A 19632-nucleotide genomic window follows, 5' to 3' on the forward strand; every position below is an offset into this window, starting at 1 on the left:
TTTCGGCACGATCGACGCCGGCCCCCATTTCCCGAAGCTGCTGGCGCTCGCCGTGCTGGTCACCGCGATCGTGACGGGCATCGCGGGCGGCCTGTTCTGCTGGCTGCTGCTCAACACGGGGCGCTGGCTGCCCGCGCAACTGCTGGGCCTGTATCGCGAGCGGCCGATCGCGTTCGCCGCGCTGTGCGGCTTCGCGATCGCCGTCGTCGGCATCGTATCCGGCGGCACGACGTTCGGCAGCGGCTATGCCGAGGCGCGCGGCCTGCTCGACGGCAGCCAGACACTGTCGGTGTTCTACCCGTTCCTGAAGATGGTGTCGATGGTCGCGTCGTACCTGCCGGGCATCCCGGGCGGGATCTTCGCGCCGTCGTTGTCGATCGGCGCCGGGTTCGGCAACCTGCTGCACGTCGTGTTCAGCAACATGAGCCTCCCCATGCTGATCGCGCTCGCGATGGTCGGCTATCTTGCGGCCGTCACGCAGTCGCCGATCACGTCGTTCGTGATCGTGATGGAGATGATCAACGGGCACGCGCTCGTGATTTCGCTGATGGCCACCGCGCTGGTGTCGAGCCGCGTGTCGCGCTTTTTCGCGCCGCCGCTCTACGAGACGCTCGCCCAGCGCTATCTCGCGCCGCCCATCGCGGCTCCGGAGCACGCTGCGGCAACCGCGACGAGTGCGGTGACGACGACCGGCGTCACCGAGCCGCAGGATGCGACCGCCACGCCCGCCGATCCGCTCGACACGCTGCGCGACGAAGGCAGCAGCGGCGAGCCGGCCGAAGGCGCAGCATCCGCGCCGGCGCTGCACGACGGCGCGCCGGCGGCTGCATCCGGCGCGAACGGCCCGGCGCAGCCCGGCCCGCGCGACGCTCAGTAGATCACGACGGGCGCCGGCCGGTAGTAGACGGGTCGCGCCGGCACGACGATGCACCCGGCCAGCGTAACGGCGACGAGCACGATGGCGATGGCGGTTCTTTTCATCTCGCGCCTCCATCACGCCCAGTGGCCGCGCGTCCAGAACCAGTTCGGACCGCGCTGGTCCCAGTGGCCCGGCACCCATTGCATGCCGACGCGCTCGGTTTCCCAGTGACCGCCGATCCACACGTAGCGGCCATGATCCCAGTGCCAGTGCCCGCGCTCCCACACATAACCGACCCGCGCGGTCGGCACGACCTCGTAGCGCACGGGCGGCGGCGCGTTCGGCGCGACGATGACGACTTCCTCGGTACGCACGGCGACCGGCTCGGCGATGACCACGCGGCCCTGCGGCGCGATCACGGGCGCGCCGACGAGGATTTCGTCCGCATGCGCGGCAAACGGCGCGACGACGGCTGACAGGCCCGCGGCAAACAGTGCGAACGAAACGATACGACGTTGAACAGTAGAGACAGCCATCACAACCTCCTGGTTGAACAAGTAACGCGAGCGTATTCGTTCAATGCGGGAGGATCGAAAACGGCCGACAGACACCGTGTTACGGCGTGCCCGAAAGTGCAACAGGGCGTAAGACGCGCACGGCGGCCGAGGCCGCCGTGCGGAGGGATACCGGCAAAGGTCAGGCTTGCGGGATCTCGATCTTCACTTCGAGGACTTCGAGATCGTCCTGGCGCTCGAGGCTCACGCGGATGTCATCGTTCGAAATATGGACGTACTTCGAGATGACCGCGACCAGCTCCTTCTGCAGCGCCGGCAGGTAATCGGCCGGCGGCCGGCCGCCGACCCGCTCGTGCGCGATGATGAGCTGCAGGCGCTCCTTCGCGACCGATGCGGACTTCTTCTTCTCGCCGAGGAGAAACGAAAGGATGGACATGGGCGGCCTCCGTTACTTGCTGCCGAAGAGGCGCTGCAGCAGGCCCGGCTTCTGGTAATCGGTGAAGCGCAGCGGCTTGTCTTCGCCGAGGAAGCGCGCAACGACGTCCTTGTACGCTTCGGCGACATCGGTACCGTCGATGTGCACGGCCGGCAGGCCCTGGTTCGACGCGTGCAGCACGGCTTCGGACTCGGGCACCACGCCGATCAGCTTGATGCGCAGGATCTCGCTGATGTCCTCGAGCGACAGCATCTCGCCTTCGCTCACGCGCTTCGGGCTGTAGCGCGTGATCAGCAGGTGTTCCTTGATCGGCTCCTTGCCTTCGGTCCCGCGCTTCGTCTTCGACGACAGGATACCGAGAATGCGGTCCGAGTCGCGCACCGACGACACTTCCGGGTTCGTGACGATCAGTGCTTCGTCGGCGAAGTACATCGCGTGCAGCGCACCGGCTTCGATACCGGCCGGCGAATCGCAGACGATGTATTCGAAGTCCATCGCGACCAGGTCGTTCAGCACCTTCTCGACGCCGTCGCGCGTCAGCGCATCCTTGTCGCGCGTCTGCGACGCCGGCAGGATGAACAGGTTCTCGCACTTCTTGTCCTTGATCAGCGCCTGGTTCAGGTTCGCTTCGCCCTGGATCACGTTCACGAGGTCGTACACGACGCGACGCTCGCAGCCCATGATGAGATCGAGGTTGCGCAGGCCAACGTCGAAGTCGATCACGGCCGTCTTGTGGCCGCGCAGCGCGATACCGGACGCAAAGCTCGCGCTCGTCGTCGTCTTGCCCACGCCGCCCTTGCCCGAGGTCACCACGATGATTTTTGCCATTTACCCAATACCCTGTGTTCGTCAATGAGAGCCGATCGACCCGGAGCGCCGCGTGAATTACGTCAGGCGCAGCGGTTCGATCATCAGTTTTTCCTCTTCGAGCCGGATCTGCACCGATTTGCCCAGAACTTCGGGGGGCAACGGGTTCTCGGTTGTTCGATAGATACCCGCGATCGAAATCAGTTCCGGTTCGAGACACGTGCAGAAGATGCGCGCGTCGTGATTGCCGTGCACGCCCGCGAGTGCGCGGCCGCGCAACGGCGCGTAGATGTGGATATTGCCTTCCGCGATGATCTCCGCGCCGTGACTGACCGGCGCGAGCACCACGAGGTCTCCTCTCGCGTAAATCTGCTGCCCCGAACGCAACGGCCGGTCGATCACGAGCGTCTGCCCGCCCGCCGGATTCGACGCCGGCGCCGCCCCGGAAGCCTGCTCGGGCGCCACCGCGGCGGCTGCAGCGACGACGGCCTCGGCGATCGGCGACGGTTCCGCGCCGTCGGCCGGCTTCACGGCCGGCGTGCGGCGATCGCGCGCTTCCAGCAACGGCAGGCCGGCTTCCCCCGCCCAGCCCTGCGTTGCCAATGCGACCACGCCCACCGGGCGCATCCGCACGTCGTTCAGCATCTGGCGAATGTCGGCGAGCGCGACGCGTTCGCCGTCAGCGAGGCGGCGGACGTCGATCGCGACGACATCGTCGGCGAAAAACTCGGGAGTCGCTTCGAAGCGCTTGACCAGTTCGGTACGCAACGCATCGAGATCGGTCGTCTTCACGGTGAACAACAACGTATCGACCGATCCGCTGCGCAGCTCGAAGAATGGCGATTTTTTAAGCGACATGGACACTCTGCAAAAATTTTTTGCGTATTTTACAGGCGTCCACGCGCGCGGCCATTATTTTTGGGACACAGGGCTGCGGCGGCCCCGGCGGGCGCGCAACCGGAAGGCGGAGGGGCAAGCGGGCGAGCAGGCGTTCATCGCGCCGCGCGGCCCGCGTTTTGACGAGGCGTCAGTGCTTCACCTGCGACACGAACAGCGATTTCATCGCGCCGGGCATCCGCCCGATCGGCGCGTGTTCGCCGGTGTTGCCGAAACCCGAACGCTCGTAGAAACGGATCGCGTTGCGGTTCGCATCGGCGATCCATGCATAGATCTCGTTGGCGCCGCGCTCGGCGAGCCATGCGGTGGCCGTCTCCAGCAACAGCACGCCGCCGCGCAGATGACGCACCGCGTGCGCAACCCATAGCTCGCTGACGAACGCGCGCCGATCGGGCGTGTTGTCGAAGTACGCGCCGATCATGCCGGCCGGATGGCCTTCGGTGTACAGCAGGAAAGTCGTCGACTCGTCGGACACGGCGCGTTGCGCGGCAATCGCCGACGCTGCGTCCGTTTCGACGTTCAGCAATTCGGCCTCCGGCGCTTCGCCGGGCGCGTAGGGCTCACGCAGCGATGCGGCGCGGAGTTCGCGATACACGCTGCCCTGGTTGGCAACGATACGACGAACGGTCAAGGTCGAACTCATGCAGGCACAGCCCCCTTCGGACAGCAAGTTATTAGCTTCAACCGAAAGCGGGGTATGAGTCAAATCGTTATTTTCGAATGGCGGCGCGAATCGAAAGGCGGCAGGCACTGTCGGCGGCGGCGTGTGCCAGTCGGTGTGCAGGTGCAGCATTACCGTGTCGATGCATGCCGCCGGACGACGGTCGCGGCCGCTTCGTTCGACGCGTCGCGTCGCTCGCCTTGCGATGCGCGGCAGGCGCGTTTCGGATCGCTTCTCATCTCGTCCCGGAGGTCGTAATGATTCGTAATATATGTAGTCGAAACAGGTGCCCCGCCGCTACCCGCCTCATTGCGGTTATTGCGCCGCAACATTCGTTGCGAGCCCACGACGCCGAGGCCCGAGCGCGTCACATCGGGCCAATCATCTGACCAACGCGCGGATCGCGTGGGCCGATCCCGCCTGCCCGGCATGTTTCAATCGGCGCGTACCGGCCCTTCCCGGCACGCGTCGCACGTGCCCCTCCGTTTGGAGCCTCACGCCTAGCGCCGGGGTTTGGAAAGCGTGCGCACGGGTCGTATAACAGGCAGAACCGGACCACGATCCGGTGCCACCGCGCGCGTCGCGGACCCACGAGGATTCGAACAACCATGGATGCGGCCGCCCTCGGGCCGGCCGACTGGAGGGAGACAATGGCAATGACCGACGCATCGGCTTCGGGCTGGTCGGATGGCAAGCGTTACCTGTGGCTGCTCGGCGCGCTGACGATCACGCTGCCGATCCTCGCGGCGCAGCTCGCGCTGTCGACGGGCCTACACGTGTTCTGGTGGTTCGGTCCGCTGTTCGCCTTCGGCGTGATCCCGATCCTCGACACGCTGATCGGCGACGATCGCGACAATCCGCCCGAGGCCGTCGTACCGCACCTCGAACGGGAGCGTTATTACCGGTTCATCGTCTATCTCGCGACACTCGTCGAATATGTCGCGTTCTTCGCGTGTGTGTGGATCGTCGGCACCCATGCGCTCGCGTGGTACGACTATGTCGGCTTTGCGCTGTCGCTCGGCGCCGCGACGGGCATCTCGATCAATACCGCGCACGAGCTCGGGCACAAGACCAACCGCTTCGAACGCTGGCTCGCGAAGATCACGCTCGCGCCGGTCGCGTACGGTCACTTCTACGTCGAGCACAACCGTGGCCACCACGTGCGCGTCGCGACGGCCGAGGATCCGGCCAGCGCGCGCTACGGCGAGTCGTTCTGGGCGTTCCTGCCGCGCACCGTGACCGGCAGCATCCGCTCGGCGTGGCGGCTCGAAACGGCTCGCCTCGAACGGCTCGGGCATTCGCCGTGGACCTGGCGCAACGAGGTGCTGCACGCATGGGCGATGACCGTCGTCGTATGGGGCATCGCGATCGCGATGGCCGGCAAGGTCGTGATCCCGTTCCTCGTGATCCAGGCCGTCTACGGCGCGTCGCTGCTCGAGGTCGTGAACTACGTCGAACACTACGGGCTCGGCCGCCGCAAGCTGCCGAGCGGCCGCTACGAGCGCTGCACGCCGCAGCATTCATGGAACAGCAATCACGTCGTCACCAACCTGTTCCTGTACCAGTTGCAGCGACACGCCGACCATCACGCGAACCCGACGCGCTCGTACCAGGCACTGCGCCACTTCGACGATGCGCCGCAACTGCCGGCCGGCTACGCGACGATGATCCTGTTCGCGTACGTGCCGCCGCTCTGGTATCGCGTGATGAATCCGCGCGTCGTCGCGCACTACGGCGGCGACATGGCGCAATCGAACATCAAGCCGTCGATCCGCGCCAGGGTGCTCGCGCAGTATCCGGCCGCGGCGTGATCGTGGGTGGCTGACCGGTGGCGGGCAGCGCCTGCCCGCCACGTCGCGCGCCGCCGACAACCGTCACGCCATTTCCGGCAACCGGAACACGGCCACCGCGTGCCGCAGCGCGCTCGCCTGCTCGGCCAGCGCCTGCGTCGCGGCCGATGCCTGCTCGACGAGCGCCGCGTTGCGCTGGGTCGCTTCGTCCATCTGCGTGACCGCGATGTTCACCTGCTGGATGCCGCCGCTCTGCTCCTGTGCCGCGGATGAGATCTCGCCGACGATCGTCGTGACCCGCTGCACCGCGCCCACGATCTCGTGAATCGATTCGCCCGCGCGGCCGATCAGCACGGCGCCCTCGTCGACCCGCTGCGTCGATTGCTCGATCAGCCCCTTGATCTCCTTCGCTGCAGCGGCGCTGCGCTGCGCGAGCGTGCGCACTTCCGCGGCGACCACCGCGAAGCCGCGCCCCTGTTCACCCGCGCGGGCCGCCTCGACGGCCGCGTTCAGCGCGAGGATGTTGGTCTGGAACGCAATGCCGTCGATCACCGCGATGATCTCGCCGACCTTCGCCGCGCTGTCGGCGATACCGTTCATCGTGTCGACGGCGTCCGTCATCACGCCACCGCCCGCGGACGCAATATTCGACGCGTCTCGAGCGAGTTGCGCCGCGTGCTGCGCGTGCTCGGCCGACTGCCGCACGATGCCGGTGAGCTCCGTCATGCTGGCGGCCGTCTCCTCGAGCGACGCGGCCTGCGCCTCGGTGCGCGACGACAGATCGTGATTGCCCGACGCGATCTGCGCACTCGCGGTCGCGACGGCTTCGGCATGCGTACGCACCTCGAGCACGACGCCCGACAGGCTCGCCTGCATCGTCTGCAACGCGCGCAGCAGATCGGCGATCTCGTCGCGCCCGGTCGCGTCGACGTCGCGCGTCAGGTCGCCGCCAGCAACGGCCTGCGCGCACGCAACCGCACGATCGAGCGGACGCAGGATCGCGCGGCTGAACAGGAATGCGCCGACCATCGCGACGCCGAGCACGACCAGCATCAGCGCGAGGCTTGCCGTGGTCGCGCGCTGCGCGTCGCGGCTCGCCTGCGCCGACACGGCGGCGCTCTCGTCGGCGATCGACTTCGCGGCGCGCTCCAGCAGCGCAGCAGGTTCACGGTCGACGCCCGCCACAGCCGCATCGCCGGCCGACGGCTCGAAGCCGGCCGCCTTGAACGCATCGAAGCCGCGCCGGTAGCCATCGCCCATCGCCGTATGCGCACGCATGAACTGCTCGACGAGCGAACGGCTGTCGCCGGGCGGCAACTGGTGGACGAGCTGAGCGGCAAGCGCGTCGACCGTTCGTTCGCGCGTCTGGAACGCCTGCCAATACTGGTCGAGTTTGTCAGGTTGCTTGCCACGCAGCAGCGTGTCCTTCCACTCCTGCACTTGCAGCTTGAACTGCACGAGCGTGGCCGACACAAGCCGTTCGTCGCCGACGTTCGTCTGCACGTCTTCGGCGAACGTATCGATCGACCGGTTGAGGATGTGGATACCGTACAGCGCGCCACCGAACATCAGCAGCAGTGCGACGGCGAATGCGAGGGGAATCTTGTAGCTCAGCTTCATGGGACCTTGGATCGACGGGGAGCGACGCGGCACGGCACGGACACCGGCCGCCGACCGTGTTAACGGCGCGGGATTCAAGGGCTTAAAGCAGAGGAAAGCGGCGCAAACCGGGCGCGCGCGAAAAGATTGATCAGACCAATCAGGTCGGACGCGTCGCGCGCGGCCCGGCTGTCGCGGCCGTGCGCGGGCCCACCATCCAGCGGCGCACGACGACGATCGACAGCACACCGAACCCGACTCCGGTGATCACGTCGGCCAGATAGTGGCCGCCCTGCGTCGGCGTCGACACGATCATCGCGGCATTCAGCACGACCGCTGCGAGAAACACATGACGGACATGCCGCACCGCATACGCGAGCAGCAGCGCCAGCATCACGTGGAACGACGGCAGCGACACGAGCCCCTGCGATTCAGACAGGTTGAATTGCCGAAGCTGCCCGCTGCGCAGCAGGTCGTAGTGGGACACGGTCGATGCGGTGTGCGGATCGGTGATGCCGAAATGGACGAATGCGCTTTGTGCGGGGAACGGTGTCGATACGAGAACGACGACAAGCAGCGCGAATGCGAACAACGTGATGAATTCGGCGAGATCGTCATGCCGCCGCGTGGTCGCGAGGATGAACGGAACGGCGACCAGTTGCACGATGCTGCTGCGATACGCGAACTCGAGCACACGGTGCAGTTCGCCGTGCGCGCTCACCCAGCGATACAGGTCGAGCCAATGAAAACCGAGCAACGCATCGAACCGGACGAGATCAGTCTCGATCGACGGCGGCGCGAGTGCCACGCACAGGTAGTCGAGTATCACGACAGCCTGGCTGAGGGCAGCAATCGCCACGATGCACAGCATCGCGAGGGCCGCTTCGCGCAAGCGCCACGCGTGTGTGCGCTCGCGGTAGCGCTGCGTTTGCGACAACGCGATCAGTGCAGCCGCAACAGCGATGGCCGCGCATGCCGTCAGTCCCGCGAGAGACGCCGCATTGCCGAGCGCCAGTGTGATGCCTGCGGCGTGCGTGCCGGCGATGCCCAAGGCTGCGATAACTGCAGTCAGCAGCGCAATGCCCGTCAGGACTTTCGACACTCGGTTCGTCATGGAGTCTTTGTATTTGCACCATGCAGCGCGGCTGCACCGAAGTGCGCGACGCGATCGTGCGCGCAAGTTCGTCGCCATCGTATCAGCACGATCCGATGGTTTCGACGGCCGGCCTGTTGCCGCTTCAACGGCAATCGACACATCGCGCCGCAGACCCAAAACGAAAAACCCCTTGATCCTTCCGGATCAAGGGGTTTCGTATTCTGGCGGAGAGGGTGGGATTCGAACCCACGGTACGGGGAAACCGTACGCCTGATTTCGAGTCAGGTACATTCGACCACTCTGCCACCTCTCCGTTTTACTGCAATTCCCGGTTGGTCGTGTCCGGGAAAGAAAAGATTATAAAACGATCTTTTCAGGGCTGACAAGCCCCTTCCGCAAATTTTTTACGAGGGCTTCGCCAGCCGATTTCACGACGCCTGCGCAGGCGCGTCGATCCGCTCGATGCCGCCCATGTACGGACGCAGCGCCTCCGGCACCGTGACCGAACCGTCCGCGTTCTGGTAGTTCTCCAGCACCGCGACAAGCGTGCGGCCGACCGCGAGACCCGAACCGTTCAGCGTATGCACGAGCTCGGGCTTGCCCTGCGCATTGCGGAAGCGCGCCTGCATCCGGCGCGCCTGGAACGCCTCGGTGTTCGAGCAGCTCGAGATCTCGCGATAGGTGTTCTGCGCGGGCAGCCACACCTCGAGATCGAACGTCTTCGCGGCCGAGAAGCCCATGTCGCCCGTGCACAGCGTGATCACGCGGTACGGCAGGCCAAGCTTCTGCAGGATCGCTTCCGCATGGCCGACCATCTCGTCGAGCGCCGCATACGACGTTTCCGGTGCGACGACCTGCACCATCTCGACCTTGTCGAACTGGTGCTGGCGGATCATCCCGCGCGTGTCGCGGCCGTACGAACCGGCTTCCGAGCGGAAGCACGGGGAATGCGCGGTCAGCTTGATCGGCAGCGCGGCCCCTTCGACGATCGACTCGCGCACGGTGTTCGTCAGCGAGATCTCCGACGTGGAGATCAGGTATTGCGTGACCGTGTTCTCGGCGCCGCCCTTCTCGACGCGGAACATGTCGTCCGCGAACTTCGGCAACTGGCCCGTGCCGTACAGGATGTCCGGGTTCACGATGTACGGCGTATATGTCTCGGTGTAGCCGTGCTGCAGCGTGTGCGTGTCGATCATGAACTGCGCGAGTGCGCGGTGCAGGCGCGCGATCGGGCCGCGCAGCATCGTGAAACGCGCGCCGGCAAGCTTCGCGCCCGTCTCGAAATCGAGGCCGAGCGGCGTGCCGACATCGACATGATCCTTCACCTCGAAATCGAACTGGCGCGGCGTGCCCCAGCGGCGCGCCTCGACGTTGTCGGCTTCGTCCTTGCCAACCGGCACGCTTTCATGCGCGACGTTCGGCATGCCGAGCATCAGGTCGGACAGGCGCGCCTGGATGTCGCCGAGCTTGGCTTCCCCCGCCTTCATTTCGTCGCCGATCCCGCCGACCTCGGCCATCACGGCCGACGTGTCCTCGCCCTTCCCCTTCATCGCGCCGATCTGCTTCGACAGGCTGTTGCGGCGCGCCTGGAGCTCTTCGGTACGGGTCTGGATCGCGCGGCGTTCCGCTTCGAGCGCGGAGAACGCGGCGATGTCGAGGGTGTAGCCGCGATCGGCGAGGCGCTTCGCGACGCCGTCGAGGTCTTTACGCAGCAACTGGATGTCGAGCATGGGAGGACTTGAAAAATCGTTGTGTAAGACGGGAATTCTAACGCACCGCGCGGCCGCCAACGCGTCAGCCTGACGGACGATGCCGGAAAACGGCCGGCCATGGCAGTATCGCATTGCCGGTCAGCACAGCGACGACCGGCGAAGCACGTCACGTCGAACCGCTACGGAGAATCCATCGCCTGCGCCGGCCGGCCGTAACGCGTCGAACGAAGCACCTGCCCCACGTCACCGCAACCCAGGGAACGAGATGGCCATCGAACTGGACAAGGATGTACGCGACCGCGCAATCGCGTCGCTGCAACGTTATTTCACGGAAAACATGGACGAGCCGATCGGCAACATCCAGGCCGGTGCGCTACTGCACTTCTTCGTCGAGGAAATCGCGCCCGCGATCTACAACCTCGCGATCGCCGACGCGCAGGAACGCCTGCATGCGCGGGTCGCCGAGCTCGACATCGAATGCCACGAGGAGCCGTTCGAGTACTGGAAGAAACAGCAGCCGGGCCGCAAGCGCTGACGCATCCGGCACGGCGCCAGCCTGCCAGCGCGTTGCCCGTCAGTCCTTCTTGCCGGCCTCGCGATCGAGTTCGCGCAGCCACGTGAGCTTGTCGGCGATCTTCGATTCGAGCCCGCGCGGCACCGGCTTGTACCAGTGCGGCTCGCGCATCCCGTCCGGCAGGTAGGTTTCGCCGGCCGCGTAAGCGTTCGGCTCGTCATGCGCGTAACGGTACGCGTGACCGTAGCCGAGTTCCTTCATCAGCTTGGTCGGCGCGTTGCGCAGATGCACGGGCACCTCGCGCGACTTGTCCTGCTTCACGAACGCCATCGCCTGGTTGAACGCGTTGTAACCCGCATTGCTCTTCGCCGCGCACGCGAGATAGATCACCGCCTGCCCGAGCGCGAGCTCGCCCTCCGGCGAGCCGAGCCGCTCGTAGGTTTCGGCCGCGTCGTTCGCCATCTGCAGCGCGCGCGGATCGGCGAGGCCGATGTCTTCCCATGCCATCCGCACGATCCGCCGCGCGAGATACTTCGGATCCGCGCCGCCGTCGATCATCCGGCAGAACCAGTACAGCGCGCCGTCCGGGCTCGAACCGCGCACCGACTTGTGCAGCGCCGAGATCTGGTCGTAGAAGTTGTCGCCGCCCTTGTCGAAGCGCCGCGCGTTCAGCGTCATCGCGCTGCTGACGAAGTCGCCGTCGATCGTCGCGACGCCGGCCGACGCCGCCGCCGTTTGCGCCTGCTCGAGCAGGTTCAGGAAGCGCCGCGCATCGCCGTCCGCGTAACCGACCAGCGTATCGATCGCCTTGTCGTCGAACGCGAGGCCGTCGAGCGCGATTTCCTGCGCACGCTTCAGCAACTGGCGCATCTCGTCGTCGTTCAACGACTTCAGCACATAAACCTGCGCACGCGACAGCAATGCGGAGTTGACCTCGAAGCTCGGGTTCTCGGTCGTCGCGCCGATGAAGGTCACGAGCCCCGACTCGACGAACGGCAGCAACGCATCCTGCTGCCCCTTGTTGAAGCGGTGGATCTCGTCGACGAACAGGATCGTGTGGCGGCCGGTGCGGTTCAGCGTGTCCTTCGCCTGCTCCATCGACTCGCGGATGTCCTTCACGCCGCCGAGCACCGCGGACAGCGCAATGAACTCGCAGTCGAACGCGAGCGCGGTGAGCCGCGCGAGCGTCGTCTTGCCGACGCCGGGCGGCCCCCACAGGATCATCGAATGCGGTTTGCCCGATTCGAACGCGAGCCGCAGCGGCTTGCCTTCGCCCAGCAAATGCGTCTGGCCAATCACCTCGGCGAGCGTCTTCGGCCGCAGCGCTTCGGCGAGCGGCCGGCGCGGCTCGACTTGAAACAGATCGGACATGAACCCTCGCTCCACATCAAACGGTCGCGGCCGAACGGGCCGCCGGACCCGACATTATGACAGCCGCGCGACGGCGCCGCCGCGCCCGGTGCCCGCGCCCGCAAACAACACGGGCCCGCCGTCGCCGGCAGGCCCGTTGCGAAAAACGCGGCGCGCGGCGCCGGTCAGCCGGTGATCACGTCCGCACCCTTCGGCACGACGAACTTGAACGTATCGCCCTTCAGCGGCGGATTCGTCTGGATGTTCGTAAACGTCAGCAGCGTGACGTTGCCGAACACGTCGTGCAGCTCCATCGCGGCGAGCGTGCCGTTCTTGAAGCCGATGCCGATCCGCTGGAACTGCGTGTCCTGCGCCTTCGGCAGCATCTCGAGCCACTCGATGCCGCCCTTCTCGCCGGCGTCGCGCAGCGTGTAGTTCTTGTCGAGGTCGTTGCTGCCGAACAGGATCGCGGCGGGGCTCGCGCCCAGCGCGCCGTTCAGCTTGCGTTCGGTGACCTGGTTCAGGTCGCGGTCGTACACGTAGAGCTTGTCGCCGTCGGCCTGCAGCACCTGCTGGTACGGCTTCTGGTACGTCCAGATGAACTTGCCCGGCCGTGCGAACACGAACGTGCCGCTCGAATTGTCGGTCGGCTTCGGTGCGGCCTGCACGGCGCTCGCGCCCTTGGACGGCGCCTTGACGATCTGCTGCGTGAAGTCGCCCTTCGCCGAACGCACCTGCGACACGAAGGCCTTCAGCTGTTCGGTGCCGCCCGCGAACGCATGCGTCGCCGCGAGCATCAGCGATGCGCCGGCGAACGCCGCGCCGAGCCAGCGCCGCGTCGAACGAAGGGAAGGGACGAACGAAAGTTGCTGCATGATGCGGTTTTCTCCGTGGGTGGCCGGCGCTGCGGGCGCCGCGGACTCATTCCGCGTCGCGCGCCGGCACAAGAATTTCGCGGTTGCCGCTCGACGACATCGCCGACACGAGCCCCGACTGCTCCATCTGTTCGAGCAGCCGCGCCGCGCGGTTATAGCCGATCCGCAGGTGACGCTGCACGAGCGAGATCGACGCGCGGCGGTTCTTGATGACGATCTCGACCGCCTGGTCGTACAGCGGATCAGACTCGCTGCCGCCTTCGCCAGTTCCCGCGCCGGCCGAGCCCTCGTCGCCGTCGGCGGTGCCGCCTTCGAGCAGGCCCTCGACGTAGTTCGGCTCGCCCCGCTCCTTGAGCTTGTCGACGACGCGATGCACTTCGTCGTCGCCGACGAACGCGCCGTGCACGCGCACGGGCAACCCGGAGCCCGGCGGCAGGTACAGCATGTCGCCCATCCCGAGCAGCGATTCGGCGCCCATCTGGTCAAGGATCGTGCGCGAGTCGATCTTCGACGACACCTGGAACGCGATCCGCGTCGGCACATTCGCCTTGATCAGGCCCGTGATCACGTCGACGGACGGACGCTGCGTCGCGAGGATCAGGTGGATGCCGGCTGCGCGCGCCTTCTGCGCGATCCGTGCGATCAGTTCCTCGACCTTCTTGCCGACGACCATCATCAGGTCGGCCAGCTCATCGATCACGACGACGATGTTCGGCAGGCGGCCGAGCGGCTCCGGATCGTCCGGCGTCAGGCTGAACGGATTCGGGATCTTCTCCTCGCGCTTCGCCGCATCGTCGATCTTGTTGTTGTAGCCCGCGAGGTTGCGCACGCCGAGCTTGCTCATCAGCTTGTAGCGGCGCTCCATCTCCGCGACCGTCCAGTTCAGTGCATGGCCGGCCTGGCGCATGTCGGTGACGACCGGGCACAGCAGGTGCGGAATGCCTTCGTAGACGCTCATTTCGAGCATCTTCGGATCGATCAGGATCAGGCGCACCTGCTCGGCGGTCGCCTTGTACAGCAGCGACAGGATCATCGCGTTGATCCCGACCGACTTGCCCGAGCCGGTCGTACCGGCGACGAGCAGGTGCGGCATCTTCGCGAGATCCGCGCACACGGGCTTGCCGCCGATGTCCTTGCCGAGGCTCAGCGTCAGCGCCGACGACGCGGCCGCGTACACCTCGGAACCGATGATCTCGGACAGGTGCACCGTTTGGCGGCGCTGGTTCGGCAACTCGAGCGCCATGTAGTTCTTGCCGGGGATCGTCTCGACGACGCGGATCGACACGAGCGACAGCGAGCGTGCGAGATCCTTCGCGAGGTTGACGATCTGGCTGCCCTTCACGCCGGTGGCCGGCTCGATCTCGTAGCGCGTGACGACCGGGCCCGGATACGCGGCGACGACACTCGCCTCGACGCCGAAGTCCTTCAGCTTCTTCTCGATCAGGCGCGACGTGAATTCGAGCGTATCCGCGGAAATCGCCTCCTGGGTCTTCGGCGCGGGATCGAGCAGCGACACCGGCGGCAGCGTCGAATCGCCCGGCAGGTCGGTGAAGAGCGGCACCTGGCGCTCGCGCTCGACGCGCTCGGACTTCGCCGGCGTGACGACCGGCGGCACGATCGTCACGGGCTCGTGATCCTCGATGCGCACGCGCTCCTCCTCGACCTTGCCTTCGCGGCGCACGGCCGCGGCCTCGCCGAGCTTGCGGTCGCGCTCGGCCTCGCGGCGCAGCTTCGCGACGTTGACGGCGGACAGGATCGCGCCGCCGACGCGCTCGGCAACCGACAGCCAGGAGAAGCGGAAATACAGCGACAGGCCGATCGCGAGCGCGATCAGCAGCAGCAGCGTGCCGCCCGTGAAGCCGAACGCGTGCGACATCGCGCCCGCGACGGCCTCGCCGACGACCCCGCCCGGCGCGCGCGGCAACTGCACCTTCAGCGACCACATGCGCAGCGCCTCGATGCCGTCGCACGCCAGCACGACGAGCACGAACGAGAAGATCTCGGTGAGCCAGCCGATCGGCCGCTCGGGTTCGTCGGGAATCGCCTCGTGGCGCGTGATGCGGCGGTAGTTGACCGCGATGCGCCGCCCGAGCGGCACGATCAGCCAGTAGGCCGACAGGCCGAACAGCAGCAGGATGATGTCGGCCGTCCACGCACCGACGCGGCCGGCCCAGTTGGAGATGTGGTCCACCTGCGCGGCGTGCGTCCAGCTCGGATCGCGCCGGCTGTAGCTCAGCAGGGCCATCACCAGAAATGCGCAGAGCGCGACCTGGAGAATCCAGCGGATCTCCGTGAGGAGCTTCGACATCCGGTGCGGCAACGCCTGTGCCTGGGCGGAATAAGGAGCTTTTGCCATGAATCCGTATAAAGAGGACGGGCCGTGCGCCCGCCTGTCGTTCGATCCCGCTTATTGTAAACGCTGCACCGGGCCGTCAAGTGTAAATGACGGTTACATAACAGGGCCGGGAGACCGAACCGGCCGCCGCGAGCGGTGAAATCCGCCTTGCCGTGCCGTGGCGGGGGGCGTGCGGCAACGCGCCGCCGGGCGCCACCGGCCTCCCTTCGCGCCGCGCCGGCGCGGGCGGCTCGCCGCGAAACGCTATCGCCGCGATTGAAACTCTCGTTCGGCAGCGCAGCAACGAGGCCTTTATAATGCGCGTCTGATACCCATCTATGACGGCATCCCGGTCAACCCGGGCCGTACGGCGAGCCCTACCCCGCCCGCCGCGGCCGTCTCTTACGGATTCGCACATGTCCACGCCCAAACACGCCAAAGTCCTGATTCTCGGTTCCGGCCCCGCCGGCTACACGGCCGCCGTCTACGCGGCTCGCGCCAACCTGTCCCCGGTGCTGATCACCGGCATCGCGCAGGGCGGCCAGCTGATGACCACGACCGACGTCGAAAACTGGCCGGCAGACGCGCAAGGCGTGCAGGGTCCGGAGCTGATGGCACGCTTCCTCGAGCACGCCGAGCGCTTCAACACCGAAATCGTCTTCGACCACATCCACACCGCGAAACTGCACGAGCAGCCGATCCGCCTGATCGGCGACTCGGGCGAATACACGTGCGACTCGCTGATCATCTCGACCGGCGCCTCCGCTCAGTATCTCGGCCTGCCGTCCGAGGAAGCGTTCATGGGCAAGGGCGTGTCGGCCTGCGCGACCTGCGACGGCTTCTTCTATCGCGGCCAGGAAGTCGCGGTGATCGGCGGCGGCAACACGGCCGTCGAGGAAGCCCTCTACCTGACGGGCATCGCGAAGAAGGTCACGGTGATCCATCGCCGCGACAAGTTCCGCGCGGAGCCGATCCTGATCGACCGCCTGCTGGAGAAGGAAAAGGAAGGCGCCGTCGAGATCAAGTGGGATCACGTGCTCGACGAAGTGACGGGCGCGGATTCGGGCGTCACCGGCCTGCGCATCAAGAACGTGAAGACCGGCGCGACGGAAGACCTCGACGTGCAGGGCGTGTTCGTCGCGATCGGCCACAAGCCGAATACCGACCTGTTCCAGGGCCAGCTCGAGATGAAGGACGGCTACATCCTGACGAAGAGCGGCCTGCACGGCAACGCGACCTCGACGAGCGTCGCGGGCGTGTTCGCCGCCGGCGACGTGCAGGACAACGTGTATCGCCAGGCGATCACGAGCGCGGGCACGGGCTGCATGGCCGCGCTCGACGCGCAGCGCTACCTCGAAAGCCTGCACGACAAGAAGTAAGCCGCGAGCCCTGCCGCGCCGGACGCTACAATGGCGTCCGCTGCCGCGAAGCGGGCTTGACCGGAAAGCCGCTGCCGTCGCGCAGCGGCTTTTTTTTGCCCGCGCGCCCGAGCGCGCCTGTCCAGCGTACCGAATCATGGCGAAGAACCAGCCTCACCCGAGCGATCCCGCGAAGCGGAAGATCGCTGCCCGTCCCGCGAACCCCGCGCCGGCCGCCCCGCCGCCCGCGCCCGATCCGGCCGCATTGCGCGGCCAGGGCCTCGCCGGCCTCGGCGCGCTGCGCGCGAACCTGAAAGGCGAAGCCGAGCGCCGCGAACGCACGCGCGTCGAAACCGCGAAGGCCGAGCGCAAGGCCGAGGCCGACGCGAACCTGTTCCGCAACGAAATCGGCACGATCCGGCCGCTGAACGCGCCGCCGCGCGCGGCGGCGGGCCGGATGCCGCCCGACCCGGTGCCGAAGCAGACGCAGCGCGACGAGGAAGACGTGCTGAACGCGACGCTGTCCGACGAATTCGACCCCGAGACGCTGCTCGACTGCGACGACTCGCTGTATTACCACCGCCCCGGCATCAGCCGCGACGTGGTGCGCCGGCTGCGCAGCGGCGCGTGGATCGTGCAGGCGCAGCTCGACCTGCACGGGATGCGCCGCGACGAGGCGCGCGACGCGCTCGCCGAATTCATCCGCGACGCCGGCAAGAAGGGGCTGCGCTGCCTGCGCGTGATCCACGGCAAGGGGCTCGGCTCGATCGGCAAGGAACCCGTGCTGAAGGGCAAGGTGCGCGCGTGGCTCGTGCAGAAGGAAGAAGTGATCGCGTTCTGCGAGGCGCGCGGCAACGACGGGGGCGCGGGCGCGGTGCTCGTGCTGTTGCAGCCGCTCGCGGGCCCCGCCGACCGGGGGCCGCGTGCCGCATCCTAGGCTGACGCTCGCGATCGCGATACTGGAGGCGATCGCCACGCTGGCGTTCGCGATCTCGGGCTTCATCGAGGCGCGCAAGAACCGCCTCGACTCGGTCGGCACGTTCGTCGTCGCACTCGCCACCGCGTTCGGCGGCGGCACGCTGCGCGACATCCTGCTCGAGCGCCGGCCGTTCTACTGGGTCGTGCACGACGACTACGTGATCGTGATCTTCGTGCTCGCGCTGTTCGCGCCGTTCGTGCTGCGGATGCTGTCGCGACTGTCGGCCGAGCGCTTGCTGCTGGTGGCCGACGCGATCGGGCTCGGCATCTTCAGCATCTCGGGCACGGCGATCGCGCTCGACGCCGAAATGCCGCGCTTCATCGCGGTGATGATGGGCGTGATCACCGGCGTGGTCGGCGGGATCGTCCGCGACGTGCTGTGCAACGACATCCCGCTGATCCTGCGCGATTCGCGGCCGTACGCGACCTGTGCGTTCGTCGGCTGCTGGTTCTACCTGCTGCTCGTGTGGCTGCAGTTCGACTCGGTGTACAGCGTGCTGCTCGCGACCGGCTTCATCCTCGCCGCGCGGCTGGCGACGTTCAAGTTCGACGTGCGGCTGCCGCACTGACTGCCGCGGCATCGACAGCGGTCGCGTCAATCGCTTCGCCAAAACAAAAGGGGCCGTGCGAAACGGCCCCTTGTCTTTCATTCAGCGCGAACGCCGCGTCACGCGATCCGCTCTTCCGACGCCGGATCGAACAGCACGGCCTTCGACACGTCGAACAGCAGCGACTGCGTCTGCCCCGGCTGCGGGTTCGCTGCCGGATGCACGCGGCTCACGATCCGCTTGCCGTTCACCTGCGCGAACACGTGCGTGTCCGGCCCGGTCGGCTCGGTCACGTCGACGCGCACGTCAATCGGCTGCAGCTTCGACGCCTCGCCGTGGTGCGCGTTGCGCGCGTCGGTGATGCGCTCCGGGCGCAGGCCGAGGATCACCTCGCGGCCGACGTGGCCGTTCATCCGCTTCGCGTCGAACGGCAGCGTCAGCGCGCTGCGCGCGAGGCCCGTGTCGATCTCGAGCGCGATCCCGCTGCCCTGCTCGACCAGCTTGCCGTTGATGAAGTTCATCGGCGGCGCGCCGATGAAACCCGCGACGAACAGGTTCGACGGCGAATCGTAGATCTCCTGCGGCGCGCCGAACTGCTGGACGACGCCGTCCTTCATCACCGCGATCCGGTCGCCGAGCGTCATCGCCTCGATCTGGTCGTGCGTCACGTAGACGATCGTCGTGCCGAGGCGCTGGTGCAGCAGCTTGATTTCCGCACGCATCTCGATACGCAGCTTCGCGTCGAGGTTCGACAGCGGCTCGTCGAACAGGAACAGCGACGGATCGCGTGCGAGCGCGCGGCCCATCGCGACACGCTGACGCTGGCCGCCCGACAGCTGGCCCGGCTTGCGGTCGAGCAGATGCTGGATCTGCAGCATCTGCGACACGCGGTCGACGATCTGCTGCTGCTCGTGCTTCGGCACCTTGCGGATGTTCAGCCCGAACGAGATGTTCTCGCGCACCGTCATCGACGGATACAGCGCGTACGACTGGAACACCATCGCGATGTCGCGATCCTTCGGCGACAGGTCGTTGACGACCTTGCCGTCGATGCAGATCTCGCCGCTCGTGACCGTCTCGAGCCCGGCGATCATGTTGAGCAGCGTCGATTTCCCGCAGCCCGAACCGCCGACCAGGATCAGGAACTGTCCGTCCTCGATCTCGATGTCGACACCCTTCAGGACCGGCACCCCGTTCGGGTAGGTCTTGTACACGTCACGGATGGAAAGGCTTGCCATGCTGTGAATCCTCTGTCTCGTCTCGCGCGGCGCACTACGGCGCCGCGTCGGGTTCGTTTCGATG

Annotated in this window: 18 protein-coding genes and 1 tRNA gene; 6 read left to right on the forward strand and 13 right to left on the reverse strand. The window is 66.7% G+C overall.

The window, feature by feature from the left end; all coding sequences use genetic code 11:
• Positions 1–877, forward strand: an 877-nt coding sequence (locus tag VL15_RS03350) for a chloride channel protein (RefSeq protein ID WP_048243112.1), incomplete at its 5' end; no start/stop codon positions are given.
• 116 nt (positions 878–993) lie between these two features.
• Here the strand turns inward: VL15_RS03350 and VL15_RS03360 are convergent.
• From VL15_RS03360 to VL15_RS03380, 5 genes are all read right to left on the reverse strand, one after another.
• Complete coding sequence (locus VL15_RS03360) at positions 994–1395, reverse strand: YXWGXW repeat-containing protein (protein WP_048243114.1); 402 nt, start codon at positions 1393–1395, stop codon at positions 994–996.
• 160 nt (positions 1396–1555) lie between these two features.
• The gene (gene minE / locus VL15_RS03365; protein WP_006486661.1) at positions 1556–1810 is read right to left on the reverse strand and encodes a cell division topological specificity factor MinE; all 255 of its coding nucleotides are present in this window, start codon (positions 1808–1810) and stop codon (positions 1556–1558) included.
• A gap of 12 nt (positions 1811–1822) precedes the next feature.
• On the reverse strand, positions 1823–2638 hold the full coding sequence (gene minD, locus VL15_RS03370) for a septum site-determining protein MinD (RefSeq protein WP_048243115.1): 816 nt from the start codon (positions 2636–2638) through the stop codon (positions 1823–1825).
• 57 nt (positions 2639–2695) lie between these two features.
• Positions 2696–3475, reverse strand: coding sequence for a septum site-determining protein MinC (gene minC / locus VL15_RS03375; RefSeq protein ID WP_048243116.1), 780 nt, complete (start codon positions 3473–3475; stop codon positions 2696–2698).
• Positions 3476–3644: 169 nt separating this feature from the next.
• A complete protein-coding gene (locus tag VL15_RS03380; protein ID WP_230684329.1) occupies positions 3645–4307 on the reverse strand; it encodes a GNAT family N-acetyltransferase in 663 nt (220 codons plus the stop codon).
• Positions 4308–4825: 518 nt separating this feature from the next.
• On the opposite strand from VL15_RS03380, the gene VL15_RS03385 reads away from it, so the two are divergent.
• Positions 4826–5986, forward strand: a complete 1161-nt coding sequence (locus VL15_RS03385; RefSeq protein ID WP_048243118.1) for an alkane 1-monooxygenase — start codon at positions 4826–4828, stop codon at positions 5984–5986.
• Between the two features lie 63 nt (positions 5987–6049).
• On the opposite strand, the gene VL15_RS03390 is transcribed toward VL15_RS03385, so the two are convergent.
• From VL15_RS03390 to serS, 4 genes are all read right to left on the reverse strand, one after another.
• Positions 6050–7585 carry a methyl-accepting chemotaxis protein gene (locus VL15_RS03390; RefSeq protein WP_048243119.1) on the reverse strand — a complete coding sequence of 512 codons (1536 nt, stop codon included), beginning with the start codon at positions 7583–7585 and terminating at the stop codon, positions 6050–6052.
• A 139-nt stretch (positions 7586–7724) separates the two neighbouring features.
• The gene (locus VL15_RS03395) at positions 7725–8678 is read right to left on the reverse strand and encodes a phosphatase PAP2 family protein (RefSeq protein WP_230684330.1); all 954 of its coding nucleotides are present in this window, start codon (positions 8676–8678) and stop codon (positions 7725–7727) included.
• Between the two features lie 204 nt (positions 8679–8882).
• Positions 8883–8973, reverse strand: a tRNA-Ser gene (locus tag VL15_RS03400).
• A 115-nt stretch (positions 8974–9088) separates the two neighbouring features.
• Complete coding sequence (serS, locus tag VL15_RS03405; protein WP_048243120.1) at positions 9089–10390, reverse strand: serine--tRNA ligase; 1302 nt, start codon at positions 10388–10390, stop codon at positions 9089–9091.
• A gap of 247 nt (positions 10391–10637) precedes the next feature.
• Here serS and VL15_RS03410 point away from each other — a divergent pair, with 247 nt between their 5' ends.
• Entirely contained in the window at positions 10638–10907 is a 270-nt protein-coding gene (locus tag VL15_RS03410) for a DUF2164 domain-containing protein (RefSeq protein ID WP_048243121.1), read from the forward strand.
• Between the two features lie 39 nt (positions 10908–10946).
• Here the strand turns inward: VL15_RS03410 and VL15_RS03415 are convergent, their stop codons facing one another.
• The 3 genes from VL15_RS03415 to VL15_RS03425 all read right to left on the reverse strand — a co-directional run bounded on the left by VL15_RS03415 (position 10947) and on the right by VL15_RS03425 (position 15467).
• Positions 10947–12257, reverse strand: coding sequence for a replication-associated recombination protein A (locus VL15_RS03415; RefSeq protein WP_048243122.1), 1311 nt, complete (start codon positions 12255–12257; stop codon positions 10947–10949).
• A gap of 164 nt (positions 12258–12421) precedes the next feature.
• Positions 12422–13111 carry an outer membrane lipoprotein chaperone LolA gene (gene lolA, locus VL15_RS03420; protein WP_048243123.1) on the reverse strand — a complete coding sequence of 230 codons (690 nt, stop codon included), beginning with the start codon at positions 13109–13111 and terminating at the stop codon, positions 12422–12424.
• Positions 13112–13157: 46 nt separating this feature from the next.
• The gene (locus VL15_RS03425) at positions 13158–15467 is read right to left on the reverse strand and encodes a DNA translocase FtsK (RefSeq protein ID WP_048243124.1); all 2310 of its coding nucleotides are present in this window, start codon (positions 15465–15467) and stop codon (positions 13158–13160) included.
• 395 nt (positions 15468–15862) lie between these two features.
• On the opposite strand from VL15_RS03425, the gene trxB reads away from it, so the two are divergent.
• The 3 genes from trxB (at position 15863) to VL15_RS03440 (ending at position 18351) form a co-directional block, all read left to right on the forward strand.
• On the forward strand, positions 15863–16825 hold the full coding sequence (trxB, locus tag VL15_RS03430; RefSeq protein WP_048243125.1) for a thioredoxin-disulfide reductase: 963 nt from the start codon (positions 15863–15865) through the stop codon (positions 16823–16825).
• A gap of 136 nt (positions 16826–16961) precedes the next feature.
• Complete coding sequence (locus tag VL15_RS03435; protein ID WP_048243126.1) at positions 16962–17741, forward strand: Smr/MutS family protein; 780 nt, start codon at positions 16962–16964, stop codon at positions 17739–17741.
• The gene (locus VL15_RS03440) at positions 17728–18351 is read left to right on the forward strand and encodes a trimeric intracellular cation channel family protein (RefSeq protein WP_048243127.1); all 624 of its coding nucleotides are present in this window, start codon (positions 17728–17730) and stop codon (positions 18349–18351) included. Before VL15_RS03435 ends, VL15_RS03440 begins: the two co-directional genes overlap by 14 nt.
• A 98-nt stretch (positions 18352–18449) precedes the next feature.
• Here VL15_RS03440 and VL15_RS03445 read toward each other — a convergent pair whose 3' ends face one another.
• A complete protein-coding gene (locus tag VL15_RS03445) occupies positions 18450–19568 on the reverse strand; it encodes an ABC transporter ATP-binding protein (RefSeq protein WP_048243128.1) in 1119 nt (372 codons plus the stop codon).
• Positions 19569–19632: the final 64 nt, after the last annotated feature.

Origin of the sequence: Burkholderia cepacia (assembly GCF_001039005.1) — a bacterium.
GTDB classification, from domain to species: Bacteria; Pseudomonadota; Gammaproteobacteria; order Burkholderiales; family Burkholderiaceae; genus Burkholderia; species Burkholderia theae.